Here is a 14,182-nt window from a genome sequence, read left to right as displayed (position 1 = left end):
GCCACGACGTTGCGCGGGCGCTGCATCGCTACATCAACGACGACCCGCAGGAGTTCCAGAGCGCGTTTGCGAAGGTGATGGCCTCGCCGGCGCTGGTCGAGTTGCAGCCCGAGCGCGCCCACGTAGTGGGGGACCCGGCAGCAACGGGCGAGATCGAGCTTGCCCGCTATTCGACCCGCGAAATGGTCGAGCTCGAATCCGGCATGATCGAGAGCGCGCAGCGGATGCACGGCGCGCATGGTCATGGCGTCGATCGCCGGCATGTCGAGCGCGCCATAGAGCGGCAGGACGCCGCCATTCAGCGCAGCGCCGGCGATGCTTCCGCCCGGCTGTCCGACGAGCAGCGCCGGGCGATCGAGCATATCACCGGCCCGGAGAGGATCGCGGCCGTTGTCGGTTATGCCGGCGCTGGCAAGTCCACCATGCTCGCGGCCGCGCGCGAGGCGTGGGAGGCCGAGGGCTATCAGGTCCACGGCGCGGCCCTGTCGGGCAAGGCGGCCGAGGGCTTGGAGGAAAGTTCCGGCATCCAGAGCCGCACCCTCGCGTCATGGTCCCGCGGTTGGGAGAACGACCGCGGCACGATCGGCCGCGGCGACGTCTTCGTGATCGACGAGGCGGGCATGGTCGGCTCGCGCCAGCTCGCCCGCTTCGTTGGCGAGGCCGAGGCGCGCGGGGCGAAGATCGTGCTTGTAGGCGATCACGAGCAGCTACAGGCGATCGGGGCCGGCGCACCGTTCCGGGCGATCACGGAGGAAATCGGCCATGCCGAGCTTTCCGAGATTCGCCGGCAGCGGGTGGACTGGCAGCGGGAGGCGTCGGTTGACTTCGCCACGCACCGGACGGCCGAGGGGCTGGCGGCCTATCGGGATCGGGGCAATATCAGCTTTGCCGAAACCGGCGAGGACGTGCGCGGCCAGATCGTGCGCGATTACCTTGCCGACCGCGACGAGCGCCCGGACGGCACCCGCGTAGCGATGGCGCATCGACGGGCCGATGTTCGGGCCATCAATGACGCGATCAGGACCGAGCTACAGGACCGGGGCGAGCTGGCGCAGGGCGAGGACGCCGGCGCGCTGACCTTCCAGACCAATGACGGCAAGCGCGAGTTCGCGCCGGGCGACCGCATCGTGTTCTTGGAGAACAACCGCGACCTTGGCGTGAAAAACGGGATGCTAGGCACGGTCGAGCATGTCGAGGCCGGCAGGATCATCGCCACGCTGGACGGCCGGGGCGGCGAGAACGTCAGCGTTCCGATGGGCGACTATCAGGCGATCGACCACGGCTATGCGACGACGATTCACAAAAATCAGGGGGCGACGGTCGATCGTTCCTTTGTGCTGGCGTCGGGGATGATGGACCGGCATCTAACCTATGTCGCCATGACCCGCCATCGCGACGGCGTGCAGCTCTACGCGGCACAGGACGAGTTCACCCATGCCGGCCGGCTGGTCGAGCATGGGGCCGCGCCGTTCGAGCACAAGGAAGGCAACAGCCAGAGCTATTTCGTGACGCTGGAGAACGGCAAGGGTGAGCAGCGCACGGTTTGGGGCGTCGATCTTGAGCGCGCCATGAAAGAGGCCGCGCCGGAGATCGGGGAGAGGATCGGCCTACAGCATGAGGGTTCCACCCCTGTCACCTTGCCGGATGGGACGCAGACGCACCGGAACACATGGAAGGTTCAGGACGCCGGCGAGCTGGCCTATAGCCAGCTAGAACGCCGCCTGTCCCGGTCGGGCGTGAAGGAAACGACGCTCGACTATACCCGCGACTTTGCCGAGCGGCGCGGGATCGCGGAGCAAATGGGCGTCCGCAGCGAGATCGAGATTCCGGCCGAGCGCGCCGGGCTACGTGCGGAACGGGAGTCGACGGCCGGGGATCATGCCCTTGATCGGAGATCCTCGCAAAAAGTCCGCGCGGATCTCGCGCAGGATCTTCGTGCAAATCCTCGCGAGGATCTCGCCGCCGATCGACAGCAGCGCCAACGGCCATTCGAGGGCCTGAAACTCGAGCGCGGCGCGGCGACCGAGAGCCGCGAGCCAGACCGCGCCGGCGAGGACGGCTCGCAGATCGACCAGAAACGGCCGCAACAGGCCGAGAAGCAGCGGCGCGGTATGTTCGCCGGCCTCAAGCTCAATGCGCGTCCTGCCCCCTCACAGGAGCGCACAGAGCGGCCGGAAAGAGAGGGGAGCTTGCGGCAGGCACCGGCGCCTGACCGGTTGGCCGAGCGGGCGCGGCGGCAGTCGCCGCTTGAGCAGGCTGTTGACCGCTATGCGCGGGCCTATCAGTCGGTCGCGGAGCATCGGCGCGAGGGTTTGCCGGTCCTCGACATGCAGCGGCAGGAAATGCGCGATGCCGGCCAGCAGCTCGACCAGGTGCAGGGCGGCATGAAAGATTTGCTGCGCTCGACGTTGCAAAACGACCCGGCGACGGCACGCGCCATAACCGAGCTTTCCGGCCGGGAGCGTGTCGCGCATGTCATCGACGGAATGAAGCGCGAAAACGCCGCGCTGCAAGACCCGAATATCAGGGCCGAGCGGTTCGTTGAACGCTGGCAGGAGCTACAGGGCCAGCGCCGGGAGCTTCGTGGCTGGCAACACGACGAGGCACGCGGCAAGGTCGAAAGCCAGATGAGCGGCCTTGCCAAGAGCCTTGAGCGCGACCCGCAGGCGGAATCCATCGTGCGGAATCGCAGCCGGGAGCTTGGAATCGGGCAGGACTTGCGCCGGGAGCAGAGCATTGCCCGCGCGCTGCAAGAGGAAATGACACGCAGCCGGCAGATTAGCCGGGGTATCGGCTTGGGAATGTAGGCAGGGAGATCATGGCGGAACTGGACGACGACAGGGAAGGAATCGAACCGGAAGCATTGGACGAGGACGCCGGCGACCCGGCCGCAGCTTTCGACGCGCTCCGGCGCACGATCGAGACGCAGGGCGCGCAGATCGGCGCGGAAATGACCGTGATGCGGCGCGGGCTGGAAGCCGCTTTCGACCAGCTCGACAAGATCGAGCCGCAGACCGATTACAAGCCCCAGCTCGCCCAGCTCGTGCAGGCTCTCGACACTGTTGCGGAGCGGCTGCACAGCGTCGAGCAGTCGCCCATTCTTCGGCAGGGGGCGCAGCACTATGCGGCCGCGCTCGAGCGTAGCGGCGAGGCCCTGATACGCACCGCCGCGCAGCAGCTCGAACGGCAGGCGTCCGACCTCGAGCGCGCCGGCCGGAACCTCGCCGCGCATGTCGCCGGCGCGCGGGAGCGCGATCGGCAAAATTGGTGGCTTGTCGTCGCCTTCGCTATCGGCCTGCTCGCCGGCGCGGTGGTGATGCTGTTCCTTCCGCGCCTGTTGCCGTTCTCGGCCGCGCCGCGTGTCGCCAGCGTTGTCATGGGGGAAACGCCGTGGCGGGCCGGTATGAGTCTCATGGCGTTCGACAGCCCGGAAGCGTGGCAGCGCGTGGTCTCGGCTGATCAGCTCATTGAGGCGAACAGGGAGGCCGTAGCGGCTTGTTGGGAGGCCGCGCGCACGGCCGGCGAGGACCAGCGTTGCACCATCACCGTGCCAGCGCCTCAGTAGCCTTGGCGCTTGTTCGAGCTGCGTCCTATATTTATGGAATCGATGTGATTTTGTTCTTCTGCGGGATGATTTGTAGACCCAGCAGAAAGGCAGCGCCTAAGCTGATCCATATATCTGCCAGATTGAACACGAAGAAATGCCAATCCCCAAAATGCAGGTTCAGGAAGTCGGTGACAGAGCCGCGTGCGCTTCGGTCGATCAGGTTTGCTAGAGCGCCCGCTGCGACCAGTGAAAGGGCCGCCCGGTGCCAACCTTGCGACCGATAGGCCCATACGGTCATGGCAAGGGTCAGCAATCCTGTAACGACCACTAAAGCGGCTTGGCCCGTATCGCCCTCGAAAGCGAACAAACCAAACGACACGCCCTCGTTAAAAGTCAGGTGCAGAGATACGAAGGGCAAGAAGTCGAAAGCAGGGCCATAGGGTTCGAGACTCGCCCGCGCCCATGCCTTCGTTGCAAGATCGAGCGCCGCTCCTATGGCGACTATCAATGCAGCGGGGCCAACCTGCACGCGCTCACTGTTCCGGTTCATTTGCCGCGCCACGTCAGCAGGCGTAGCGCATTTGCCGTAACGAGGACCGTAGCGCCCGTATCGGCGAGAATAGCCATCCAGAGCGTGGTAACGCCGAATAGAGTCGTCACGAGGAAGACGGCCTTCAATCCAAGTGCTATTGCTATGTTCTGCCAGATATTGCCGAGCGTCGTCTGCGATAATTCGATGAGATCGGCGATACCCGTCACCCGGTTTCTGAGCAGCGCGGCATCGGCGGTTTCAAGCGCGACATCGGTGCCCGCACCCATGGCAACGCCAACGGAAGCGGCAGCGAGCGCCGGTGCGTCGTTGATGCCGTCCCCCACCATGGCGATCGGCCCATCAGCCTTGAGGAGGCCGATCTTGGCAAGCTTGGCGTCGGGCAGGAGTTCGGCGCTCGCCTCAAGGCCGAGATGGGCCGCGATGGCGTCGGCCGTGCGCTTGTTGTCGCCGGTCAGCATCAGGGCGCGCACACCCCGATCCGTCAGCCGTTTCACACCTTCGATAGCGTCGTCGCGCGGCTCGTCGCGCAACGCGATCAATCCCTCTAGGGTCTTTCCTTTCATAAGCACGACAACCGTCTTGCCTTGGCTTTCCAACTTAGTGATCGTCTCAGCGATGCTCTCTTCAAAGGCAACCTGTTCAGCAGCGTGCCGAGGAGAGCCGACCGAGGCGAAGCCGTCTTTCAGCCGCGCCGTGACCGCTTTGCCGGGTGTCGCGATGCCGCCGCCGAAGGTGGCGGGCAGTTCGAGCCCGCGCCCCTCTGCTGCCTCCACGATTGCGACACCGAGCGGGTGGCTGGTGTTGCGCTCGACAGCCGCCGCGATGGCGAGAACCGAGTTCTCGTCACCTCTGATCGGCACAATATCTGTCACCTGGGGACGGCCGCGCGTCAGCGTTCCCGTCTTGTCAAAGGCAACCGTTATGACCTTCCCGAGTGTTTCCAGCGCCGCGCCGCCCTTGATCAACAATCCTTGGCGTGCCCCAGCGGCAAGACCGGATGCAATGGCCGCCGGTGTGGAAATCACGAGTGCGCATGGACAGGCAATCAGCAGCGTGGCGAGGCCACGATACACCCATGTCATCCAGTCACCGCCAAAGGCGAGAGGCGGCACGACAACGATCAGAGCCGCGACGACCATCGCGCCCGGCGTATACCAGCGGCTGAAGCGGTCGATCATGCGCGCCGTGGGGGCCTTTGACTCCTGGGCTTCCTCGACCATGTGGATGATGCGAGCAATGGTGTTGTCAGCCGCGACATGGTTGATCGACACCCGAAGCTCGCCATTCGCGTTGATGCTGCCCGCATAGACGGTTGCGCCGGCTTCTTTCAGCACGGGCACGGATTCGCCTGTCACGGGCGCCTCATCGACCTCAGATACACCGTCAATCACCGTGCCGTCAGACGGCACGCGGTCTCCAGGCCGAACAACGACGACATCACCGATGGCCAGCTCTTCGGCAGCGACCTTTTCAACGGCACCGTCACGTTCGCGGAACGCGACCCGGGGTACGAGATCGATCAGCGCTTCAATGCCTGCCCGCGCACGGCCGGCCGCCACGGTTTCAAGCAGTTCGCCCACTGCGAACAGGAAGATCACGACAGCAGCTTCTTCGGCCGCGCCGATGGCGACCGCGCCGAGTGCTGCGACTGTCATCAGTGTCTCAATGGTGAAGGGCGATCCGGATATCGCGCCGGCGACAGCCCGCTTCGCGAACGGGATAACGCTGATCAGCGCCGCGCCTGAATAGAGCCATTGCTCCCAATCCGGCAGAATACGCGCGAGGGCGAAGGCAAGAACGAACAGCACACCAGTAAGGAGGACAAGCCGACCTTTGCTGCCTTTCCACCACGCCTCAGTAATACGCTTCCGAGGCAGGCTCGCCTTTGGCTCGGCCTGCTCGACCACTGGTGTATACCCAAGTGCTCGGATCTTTTGCTCAATGGTGCCGAGGGCCGTGCGGTCCTCATCCAATTGCAATGCAAGCGTCTCGCTGGCGTAACTGACATTGACGTCGCTAACACCCGGCAAGCGCTGCATCGCCGTCTCGATTTTCAATGCGCAGGATGCACAGTCCATGCCTTCTACGCGCAGTCTGTAGGGGCTCGCTGCCGCCATGATCTCACCTCGACTTTTCCGATGTGACACCCCAGATAGACCCTGTAGTCACTATAGGGTCAAGAGATGAACGACAAAATTCTGATGATCGGCCAATTGGCCAGGCGGACAAGGACCAAGGTCGAGACGATCCGGTTTTACGAAAAGAACGGCCTCCTGCCGGCACCCTCGCGTACCGGTGGCAACTATCGTGCATATGAGTTGGTCCATCTCAGCCGGCTCAGTTTCATCAGGCGGGCGCGTGAACTTGGTTTCTCGCTCGATCAGATCAGGGAATTTCTCAAGCTGGCTGACGATCGTTCGCGGTCTTGCGCGGCGGTTGATGCGATTGCAAAGGAGCACCGGAAGGAAGTCGAGCAAAAAATCCAAGACTTAATCGCGCTTAAGTCCGAACTTGACCGGATGATCGACCAGTGTGGATGCGGCCTAGTTGCAGATTGTAGGATAATTGAGAGCCTGTCACCGCCAGCGAGGAACTACTAACAGCGCCTGGCCGAAGCAGCGTGATGCATACGGCTGTTCTTCGATCTTAGCTTGTCGCAGAACTACTAAAACCCGCGACAGATCGGCCGGCCCCGGAAAATCAGGGCTTTTCGTGTCGCACGTCTTTGTCGCAAGTGGTAAGACACTTGCGACATGATTTGCGACAGGGGGAGCCGTGAGCCGCCAACCAGATTCCAACGCCAGCCGGGCGTTCATCGGCTATGCCCGCGTCTCGACGCGCGGGCAGGACCTCGATGCGCAGCGGGCCGCCCTTGGCGCGGCCGGTTGCGTCCGCATCTTTGAGGAAAAGGCTTCCGGGGCGAAGCGGGACCGGCCCGAGCTGGCGCGGATGCTCGACCACTTGCGCGCCGGCGACGTGGTGACGATCACCCGGCTAGACCGTCTCGCCCGATCGACGGCCGACCTTCTGGCGATCGCGGAGCGGATCAAGGAGGCCGGCGCGGGCCTGCGCTCGCTGGCCGAGCCTTGGGCCGACACCACGACGCCGGCCGGCCGCATGGTGTTGACCGTGTTTGCCGGCATCGCAGATTTCGAGCGCAGCTTGATCGTGGAGCGCACGAGCGCCGGCCGGATCGCGGCGAAGGCCCGAGGTGTGCGGTTCGGTCCTTCCCCTGCCCTGTCGGCCGAGCAGATCGCCCACGCCCGCCAGCTCATCCATGAGGATAAGAAGCCGGTGGCGGAAGTCGCGCAGCTCTTGGGCGTGCATCGCGCCACGATCTACCGGGCGATAGAACGCATTGACGTGGATACGCATTGACGCAACTACGTTTAGTCGCCCGGCCCTAGAAGTAGTGCCTTTCTCGCTCCCTTACGCAAAGGGTTGCAGAATCGGGCGATTTCGTCTCTTCATGTAGACATGGCGAGTCGCACCCGAGAACAAGTTAAGCTGGAAAGTGTCCGAAACCTGCGCGCCCGTTGGCGCGCGGAGGGCCGGATTCTTGTGCAGGCCGATCTGCCCGGCGAGCTGGTCGCGGCGATTGACCGCCTGAAGGACGACGCGGGCTTGCGAGGGCGCGCGCCGATCATCGAGGAAGCGTTGAGGTTCTATATCGAAGCGAAGCAAGGGACATAACGGCAAAACGCCCGACCGTTGGCGCGGTCGAGCGTTTTATAGGCCGTCAGACACACCGTAGAGCCGGGGCCATCAAAGTCTCCCCTTATCTACGCTAGAGCACTCCAATTCGCAAGATTGATTCTTGCGGAAACGGGAGTGCCGTGCCTGCCGTCCGCGCCGTCATGTCCTTCAAATGGAAGGACGAGGGCATATGTTGAGGACGCACTACGCGGCCGCGATCGGCTGCGCGCGCGGGAACGCGCTTGATGAGATCATGCGGGAGGTTTGGAGCCGATACGGCGCGGGCCAGCTCACCGACGACGAGGCCGGCGAGCTTACGACGCTCGCCCATGAGCGCCGGGCCATCCTGCGGGGATCGGGACAGACCGCGCTAGGGCTGATCTTTCCGCCCCCGGCCCCGCGCTGCCCGACGCCAGTTCGCCGGCATAGTCATATCCGGGGGCGATCGGAGGGCCGCATATGGCGGCCGACAACGCGCAAGGACGTGCAGGCGATCTTGAAGGCGGCCGAAATCTACAACGAGGCCGGCTTGCACGAGAAGGGCGAGCGCAGCGGCCCGCTAGGATCGGTGGCGCTGGACGTGCTGCGGCTGTTCGTCAATCTGATCGACTTCCGCACCGGCCGGCTAGAGCCGTCAATCACCACGATCATGGACCGCTTGGGCCGGTCGCGCGATACGATCGTGCGGGCGCTGAAGAACCTGCGGGCGCATGGTTTCATCGACTGGCTGCGGCGCTACGAGCCGACCGGCAACGAGGGGCGTGGCCCACAGGTCCAGCAGGCGAGCAACGCCTATCGCCTGTCTCTGCCGGAGAAGGCCCGGCAGTTCCTTGGACGGTTCGGCAAGGCCCCTCCCCCGCCTGCGGATCATGGACAGGATCAGCGGGCATGGAGCGAGGCAATCGACGCCTACAAGACCACCCTGCCCCTCGATGAGAGAACGCAGCTCGACGCTGGCGACAGCCCGCTAGGACAGGCCCTTGTGCGCATGGCGAAAAACTTCATGAAACGTGAGTCCGATAACCAGACTGAATCCCCATCTGATCTTTATCTAAGAGGGAAAACATAAGCGGTCGCCGCTGTTCGGGCTGCTTACGCAGCCCTGCGGCGGTTCCGACCCGCCTATACGCGGGCCGGGAAACGGCACCCTCACCACCTAATCCGCACCGCTCGCGCCTGCGGCCAACGTCCTATGGGCTTTCGAGAGGGAGTGAGGGGCAAGGTCGGCGCTTAATTATTTACGTTAATACGTATTGACGTGTAAACGTATTACCTTGATAGAAGGCGATGGCGGCGGCCGGGACAACGTGCTAGAATGTACACAATTCAACACACGGAGGCGATTCCATGACCGCCAGCACCACCATGACGATTCGGGTTAGGCCCGATGTGAAAGAAAAGCTCGACCGGATCGCGAACGACACGCAGCGAAGCAAATCCTTCCTCGCCGGCGAGGCCGTCGCCGCCTATGTCGATCGCGAGCTTGAAATCATCGACGGTATCAAGCGCGGCATGGCTGATGCGGCGGCCGGCCGAGTGATCCCCCATGCGCAGGCCGTCGCGGAAATGCGTGAGGTTATCGAGGAAGCGAAGCGCCGGAAAGCCGCGCGCGGATGAGGCCGGTTGTCTGGTCGATTGAGGCGCAGCGGGATAACCTCGAAATCCTGCGCTATATCGCAGAGGACAACCCATTCGCCGCCGAACGGGTCGTGGATGCGATCGAGGACGCCGGGAACAAGCTCGGCGAATTTGCGACCGGCCGGCCGGGGCGGGTGAGCGGAACCTATGAAAAGTCCCTCGCCCGTCATCCCTACATCATCGCCTATGAGCTGCGGGACGTGGGGGGCCGGGAAAGCGTCGTGATCGTGCGCGTCATCCACACGTCGCGCGACTGGCCGGCCGAGGAATGGCCGCACTAGCTTAAAGACGTAGTAACGTTCTTAGCTATATGCTTTAATACGTATTCACGCAAAGAAGGATTGACGCATGAACGTCATTGCGTTTTTGAGCCAGAAGGGCGGGAGCGGAAAAACCACGCTTTCGGTTCATACCGCCGTGGCGGCCGAGGCGACCGGCGAACGGGTTTGCGTCATCGACGCCGACCCACAGGAGAGCGCGACCGCATGGGCGAGCGCGCGGGAAGCCGGAACGCCGATCGTCGCCACGGCGCAGGCCGGGGAACTGGACGCCGCGCTTAGGGCGGCCGAGGGCGAGGGCATGACCTTGGCCGTAGTGGACGCCCCGCCCCATGCCGCCCCGGCGGCCGGCCAGATCGCCCGAAGGTCGGAGCTGGTCTTAATTCCGGTCCGACCGTCCGCGTTTGACCTCGCTGCGGTCCCGGCCGCCGTCGAGATCGTGGCGGCCGCGAAGGTGCGCGGCGCGTTCGTCCTGTCTGCCTGCCCGTTCCGTGCGCCCGAGATCGGGGAGACGCGCGCGGCGCTGGAAGCCTACGGACTGCCGATCGTTCCCGGCGAGATTACCGACCGGCGCGCGTTCGCCCGCGCCGTCACGACTGGCAGCGCCGTGACGGAGTTCGAGGCCGAAGGGAAAGCAGCGGAGGAAATCCGGGCTTTGTGGGCGTGGATTAAAGGCACGTTAGAACGTAAATAGCTAAATACGTAAGCGCGTATTGAAGGAGCGAAACCTATGGCAAAGAAAGCAACCGGCCTCGCGGCCTTCACCCGCCCGAAGGCCGGCGCGGAGGCCACCAGCCTTGCAGCGATCGAGGACGATCGCCCGGCCGTGGAAATCCCGACGCCGAGGCGAAAGAGGGGAGGGGGCGAGACTGTCGCGCTTACGGTCAAGGTCAGGCGATCGGACTGGCAGCGCCTTCGCCAGCTCGCGGATGCAGAGGGAACGACAATTCAGGCGATGGCCGAGGCCGGGCTTTCGGCGGTTCTGGCACAGCACGGATTGCCGCCGATCGAGCCTTATGCACGTTGATACGTAAATAGCTAAATACGCTAATGCTTGCGTGTGTGGCCCGCCCCCGGCCGTCCCTACGGCCCTAGATGATGAGAGCGGGCCGGCCGGGGGGCTATCGTCGTGGCCGGGCGTTTCCCTGAATAGAGCTTGCACCAGGTCGGCGGTGGATCGCGGCGCAAGCCGCGCCGGCACGGAGGCGAACGCGCTCCCCAATAGCGCCGTAGAGAGCCGGAGGGCCGTTCGTAACAAAGTCCCGGCGCAAAGCGCCGGGTCCGCTTCCTGTCACGTCAGGCAGCGTCATACAGGCCCCGAAACTCGGGATCGGCATAGTAGGCGAGCTTTCCGGCAACGATCGGCCGTTGCCCGGCGAGGAACAGCAATTCGACATGCTGCGGCAGGTTGCGAACCTCATCCGGGGTCAGCAGCGGGCGGGCGGTGTGTTGCTCCCCGTAGGAAATGCCGGATTTGTCGGAATCGAGCGCCCGGCTCATGGTCTGGAACACAACGGTTTCCTGCCCGAGCAGATCGGAGACAAGCCGGGCGCTGTCGTGATCGTTGACGCCGAAGACCTGTAGGACGCCGGCGTTTGACAGGAAGGTGCCGGCGCGCTGCCCGTAGGTGGCGCGGAGCTGGTGAACGTCCTGCAGGATGGGCCAGAGCTGGACGCCGTAGCCGGCCATGAGGCCCATAGCGCGCTCGACGGGGGCCAGATGGCCGAGGGCGGCGAACTCATCCAGCAGGTAGAGGACCGGGGCGGCCGGCTTGGCAGGATCGCGGGCCATGTCGGTGAGGCTTTGCGACACGAGCAGGCGCAGCCATCGGGAATAGGTGGCGAGCCGATCAGGCGGCAGGACGAGGAACACCGAGGCGTTGCGGCGCTTGAGATCGGCAAAGCGGAAATCGGATCGGCCGAGGACGGCGACCATGCGCGGGCTGTCGAGGAAATGGGTATGGCGCTGCGCGGCCGAGAGGACGCCAGCGGCTTCCCGGTCGGATTTGCCGAGGTGGCGGTTTGCGGCGCGGGCGATCAGGCCGGAGGCGGCCGTTGACGCCTGCATGTCCTTCAGGAGCGCGGCGAAGGCTTCAGGGGCGAGGGTGAGATATTCGCGCAGGGTGGCGAGGTTTCGCCTGTCGCGCGGCTCGCTGGCGGCAATATGGAGGATCAGGCCGGCAATGAGCGCCTTGGCTTCCTCGTTCCAATGCGCCTCGCCGGCCATGCCCAGTTCATCGAACACGAGGGCGTCTGCCAAGGTGCTGGCATCTTCCGCGACATCGAGGCCGGCCGGGTCGAGCTGGTCGAGGGGATTGAAGGCGGCGGAGGGCTGGCCGGTGACGCCGAAGGGGTCGAGGACGTGGACCGGGCCGAATTGCTGGCGGGCGCGGCCGGCGATCTTGGCATTTTCGCCCTTGGGGTCGATGCAGATCACGGAGCGGTCGGCGGTGAGCAGGTTCGGGATGATGGTTCCCACGCCCTTGCCGGTGCGCGTCGGGGCCATCGTCAGCAGATGGGCCGGGCCGTCATAGCGCAGGAGCTTCCCGGTCTTGCCGTCGCGGCCGATCAGCAGGCCGGAATCGGCGCGGGCGAGGGCGGCGGTTTCCTTGGTCGTCGCGAAGCGGGCCGAGCCGTGGGTTTCGCCGTCCATGTCCCCGAAATGGACAATCAGGGGATTGGTGAGGAAGCGGAAGGCGAGCGCCAGCAGCACCAGCAGCGTGACGAGATCGAGCAGGAGAACCGGAACCGAGCCGACGCGAAAGCCGATTTGTTCGAGAGCGAAGCGGCCGCCGAAGCCAACGACGAACAGGACGATAACAAGGAGGAACAGAAGCCCGAGAAGCGGTTTCCAGATGCGAAAAGGTGCGGCGAGCAGAGCGACGAACGCCCATAGCGGATCACGCGCGGCCTGCCGCATCATGTTCTTGAACGCACCCCATGCAAGTCTCGCCTGACTCATGCGGCCGTCCCCCGGCGCTGCCTGTCGTCTCCCCGGCCTGCGCGTTGCCGATCAGGTCGGCAAACAGTTCCTTGTCACCGGGGCGCGTCAGGAAGTTGGGCAGCTCACGCTTGAGCCATTCGCCCAAGCGCCGGGAAAATTCCTCATCCTTGCCGCTTTCGAGTCGATGCAGGACGAGCGCGCCGAGCAGCACTTTGCGGCGCGTATCGTTGGCGCGTTCCTGCTTGGACAGCCGGGCCTTGAGCGTGGCACGCTGCGCGTCCAGTTCAGCCAAGCGTTGTTCGATCGTTTTACGCGCCATTCCTCAATCTCCCTTTCCGGTCATTAGCCTAGACTATCATTCCCGGCTGTCTTTTCCAGCGTTTGCCCGTTGCGCTTGAGTTTTCGACGGTTTTGCAGCACAATCCGGGCCTCAATTTATTGCATCGACCTTGCCGCAAGCGCCACACCGAGCGACGAAGGAGCGGAGCGATTGAGTTGAGAAGGGCGCACTTACGAGTTACTGCGTAACTCAGCGCGCCATTGGCTGGTCGGCCAATGGGAAAGGCGAAACGGTATCGGAGCTTGTTGCTTGGCGATCTACCATTTGAGCATGAAGCCAGTTTCGAGAGCGAGCGGCCGCAGCGCCGTCGCCTCAATGGCTTATCGTGCCGGGGAGAAGTTGACCAACGAGCGCGACGGGATCACGCACGACTACACGGCCAAGCAGGGCGTTGAACATGCGGAGATCGTCTTGCCGGAAGGCGTCAACGCCGATTGGGCGCGGGATCGGTCGGACTTGTGGAACGCCGCCGAGTTTGCCGAGAAGCGCAAGGATGCCCGCGTTGCCCGCGAGTTCGAGATTGCCTTGCCGCATGAGCTATCGGCCGAGCAGCGGCTAGAGGCGGCGCGGGAGTTCGCGCAGGAGCTGGCGAACCGATATGGCGCGGCGGTGGACTTTGCGATCCATGCGCCGCACGATGCCAGCGACGTTCGCAACCATCATGCGCATGTGATGATGACGACGCGGCAGGTTGGCGAGGGCGGCCTAGGCGACAAGACCTATCTTGAGCGCGAAAACAAATGGCTCTTGGCGCACGACCTGCCGACGACCGATATGCAGCTCCGCGACCTTCGCCAGAGGTGGGAGGGGATCGCCAACGAGCGGCTTGCGATGGCCGGGCTTGATATTCGGATCGACCATCGTTCGCACATGGAGCGCGGGCTAGAGATTGCGCCGACCGAGCATGTGGGCGTCCATGCCTCGCAGATGGAGCGGCGCGGCCTCGACGTGTCGCGGTCGCGGCTGGACGAGGATGCGGCCCGGCGCAATGCCGAGCTGATCCGGGAGAAGCCCGAGCAGGTTCTAACCCTCATCACCGGCGAAAAGAGCGTGTTCGATCGCCACGACGTTGCGCGGGCGCTGCATCGCTACATCAACGACGACCCGCAGGAGTTCCAGAGCGCGTTTGCGAAGGTGATGGCCTCGCCGGCGCTGGTCGAGTTGCAGCCCGAGCGCGCCCACGTAGT

General features: G+C 64.3%; 15 protein-coding genes. 11 read left to right on the top strand and 4 right to left on the bottom strand.

Going from position 1 to position 14,182, the window contains the following annotated elements; genetic code table 11:
* A partial coding sequence (traA, locus tag D6851_RS17250) for a Ti-type conjugative transfer relaxase TraA (RefSeq protein ID WP_120326083.1) occupies positions 1 to 2,807 on the top strand: 2,807 nt, incomplete at its 5' end.
* 11 nt (positions 2,808 to 2,818) lie between these two features.
* Positions 2,819 to 3,565, top strand: coding sequence for a DUF6118 family protein (locus D6851_RS17850; RefSeq protein WP_183030168.1), 747 nt, complete (start codon positions 2,819 to 2,821; stop codon positions 3,563 to 3,565).
* Between the two features lie 31 nt (positions 3,566 to 3,596).
* Here the strand turns inward: D6851_RS17850 and lspA are convergent, their stop codons facing one another.
* Together lspA and D6851_RS17235 are read right to left on the bottom strand one after the other, a co-directional pair.
* Positions 3,597 to 4,097 carry a signal peptidase II gene (lspA, locus tag D6851_RS17240; RefSeq protein ID WP_120326082.1) on the bottom strand — a complete coding sequence of 167 codons (501 nt, stop codon included), beginning with the start codon at positions 4,095 to 4,097 and terminating at the stop codon, positions 3,597 to 3,599.
* Positions 4,094 to 6,217, bottom strand: a complete 2,124-nt coding sequence (locus tag D6851_RS17235; RefSeq protein WP_120326081.1) for a heavy metal translocating P-type ATPase — start codon at positions 6,215 to 6,217, stop codon at positions 4,094 to 4,096. Before D6851_RS17235 ends, lspA begins: the two co-directional genes overlap by 4 nt.
* A 66-nt stretch (positions 6,218 to 6,283) precedes the next feature.
* Between D6851_RS17235 and D6851_RS17230 the strand changes: the two genes are divergently transcribed.
* The 8 genes from D6851_RS17230 to D6851_RS17195 all read left to right on the top strand — a co-directional run bounded on the left by D6851_RS17230 (position 6,284) and on the right by D6851_RS17195 (position 10,739).
* Positions 6,284 to 6,700 (top strand): MerR family transcriptional regulator, encoded by a 417-nt coding sequence (locus D6851_RS17230; RefSeq protein WP_120326080.1) that lies wholly within the window; start codon positions 6,284 to 6,286, stop codon positions 6,698 to 6,700.
* Positions 6,701 to 6,875: 175 nt separating this feature from the next.
* On the top strand, positions 6,876 to 7,478 hold the full coding sequence (locus D6851_RS17225) for a recombinase family protein (RefSeq protein ID WP_120326079.1): 603 nt from the start codon (positions 6,876 to 6,878) through the stop codon (positions 7,476 to 7,478).
* Between the two features lie 99 nt (positions 7,479 to 7,577).
* On the top strand, positions 7,578 to 7,793 hold the full coding sequence (locus tag D6851_RS17220) for a ribbon-helix-helix protein, CopG family (protein WP_020817828.1): 216 nt from the start codon (positions 7,578 to 7,580) through the stop codon (positions 7,791 to 7,793).
* A gap of 193 nt (positions 7,794 to 7,986) precedes the next feature.
* Positions 7,987 to 8,865: a helix-turn-helix domain-containing protein gene (locus D6851_RS17215; RefSeq protein ID WP_120326078.1), complete on the top strand. Its 879-nt coding sequence runs from the start codon at positions 7,987 to 7,989 to the stop codon at positions 8,863 to 8,865.
* A 278-nt stretch (positions 8,866 to 9,143) separates the two neighbouring features.
* Entirely contained in the window at positions 9,144 to 9,413 is a 270-nt protein-coding gene (locus D6851_RS17210) for a CopG family ribbon-helix-helix protein (RefSeq protein ID WP_006473479.1), read from the top strand.
* Complete coding sequence (locus D6851_RS17205; protein WP_006473480.1) at positions 9,410 to 9,715, top strand: type II toxin-antitoxin system RelE/ParE family toxin; 306 nt, start codon at positions 9,410 to 9,412, stop codon at positions 9,713 to 9,715. The genes D6851_RS17210 and D6851_RS17205 overlap by 4 nt, the downstream gene beginning before the upstream one ends.
* A gap of 67 nt (positions 9,716 to 9,782) precedes the next feature.
* A complete protein-coding gene (parA, locus tag D6851_RS17200; RefSeq protein ID WP_021316632.1) occupies positions 9,783 to 10,406 on the top strand; it encodes a ParA family partition ATPase in 624 nt (207 codons plus the stop codon).
* A gap of 36 nt (positions 10,407 to 10,442) precedes the next feature.
* A complete protein-coding gene (locus D6851_RS17195; RefSeq protein ID WP_006473490.1) occupies positions 10,443 to 10,739 on the top strand; it encodes a hypothetical protein in 297 nt (98 codons plus the stop codon).
* 269 nt (positions 10,740 to 11,008) lie between these two features.
* Here the strand turns inward: D6851_RS17195 and D6851_RS17190 are convergent, their stop codons facing one another.
* Together D6851_RS17190 and D6851_RS17185 are read right to left on the bottom strand one after the other, a co-directional pair.
* The gene (locus tag D6851_RS17190; RefSeq protein WP_238474180.1) at positions 11,009 to 12,634 is read right to left on the bottom strand and encodes a type IV secretory system conjugative DNA transfer family protein; all 1,626 of its coding nucleotides are present in this window, start codon (positions 12,632 to 12,634) and stop codon (positions 11,009 to 11,011) included.
* Entirely contained in the window at positions 12,612 to 12,974 is a 363-nt protein-coding gene (locus tag D6851_RS17185; protein ID WP_238474179.1) for a mobilization protein, read from the bottom strand. Before D6851_RS17185 ends, D6851_RS17190 begins: the two co-directional genes overlap by 23 nt.
* Before the next feature lie 270 nt (positions 12,975 to 13,244).
* Between D6851_RS17185 and mobQ the strand changes: the two genes are divergently transcribed.
* Positions 13,245 to 14,182: MobQ family relaxase (gene mobQ, locus D6851_RS17180; RefSeq protein WP_183030167.1), on the top strand; the 938-nt coding region annotated here is incomplete at its 3' end.

The organism is Altericroceibacterium spongiae (assembly GCF_003610805.1).
Classification (GTDB): domain Bacteria; phylum Pseudomonadota; class Alphaproteobacteria; order Sphingomonadales; family Sphingomonadaceae; genus Altericroceibacterium; species Altericroceibacterium spongiae.
This window is presented reverse-complemented; position numbering and strand designations above follow the sequence as displayed.

What these genes read in the sequence shown, in the direction of transcription:
- D6851_RS17850 (WP_183030168.1), top strand. Translation starts at nt 2,819, where the DNA reads ATGGCGGAACTGGACGACGACAGGGAAGGAATCGAACCGGAAGCATTG.
- lspA (WP_120326082.1), bottom strand. Translation starts at nt 4,097, where the DNA reads ATGAACCGGAACAGTGAGCGCGTGCAGGTTGGCCCCGCTGCATTGATA.
- D6851_RS17195 (WP_006473490.1), top strand. Translation starts at nt 10,443, where the DNA reads ATGGCAAAGAAAGCAACCGGCCTCGCGGCCTTCACCCGCCCGAAGGCC.
- D6851_RS17210 (WP_006473479.1), top strand. Translation starts at nt 9,144, where the DNA reads ATGACCGCCAGCACCACCATGACGATTCGGGTTAGGCCCGATGTGAAA.
- D6851_RS17230 (WP_120326080.1), top strand. Translation starts at nt 6,284, where the DNA reads ATGAACGACAAAATTCTGATGATCGGCCAATTGGCCAGGCGGACAAGG.
- D6851_RS17190 (WP_238474180.1), bottom strand. Translation starts at nt 12,634, where the DNA reads ATGATGCGGCAGGCCGCGCGTGATCCGCTATGGGCGTTCGTCGCTCTG.
- D6851_RS17185 (WP_238474179.1), bottom strand. Translation starts at nt 12,974, where the DNA reads ATGGCGCGTAAAACGATCGAACAACGCTTGGCTGAACTGGACGCGCAG.
- parA (WP_021316632.1), top strand. Translation starts at nt 9,783, where the DNA reads ATGAACGTCATTGCGTTTTTGAGCCAGAAGGGCGGGAGCGGAAAAACC.
- D6851_RS17205 (WP_006473480.1), top strand. Translation starts at nt 9,410, where the DNA reads ATGAGGCCGGTTGTCTGGTCGATTGAGGCGCAGCGGGATAACCTCGAA.
- D6851_RS17220 (WP_020817828.1), top strand. Translation starts at nt 7,578, where the DNA reads ATGGCGAGTCGCACCCGAGAACAAGTTAAGCTGGAAAGTGTCCGAAAC.
- D6851_RS17235 (WP_120326081.1), bottom strand. Translation starts at nt 6,217, where the DNA reads ATGGCGGCAGCGAGCCCCTACAGACTGCGCGTAGAAGGCATGGACTGT.
- D6851_RS17215 (WP_120326078.1), top strand. Translation starts at nt 7,987, where the DNA reads ATGTTGAGGACGCACTACGCGGCCGCGATCGGCTGCGCGCGCGGGAAC.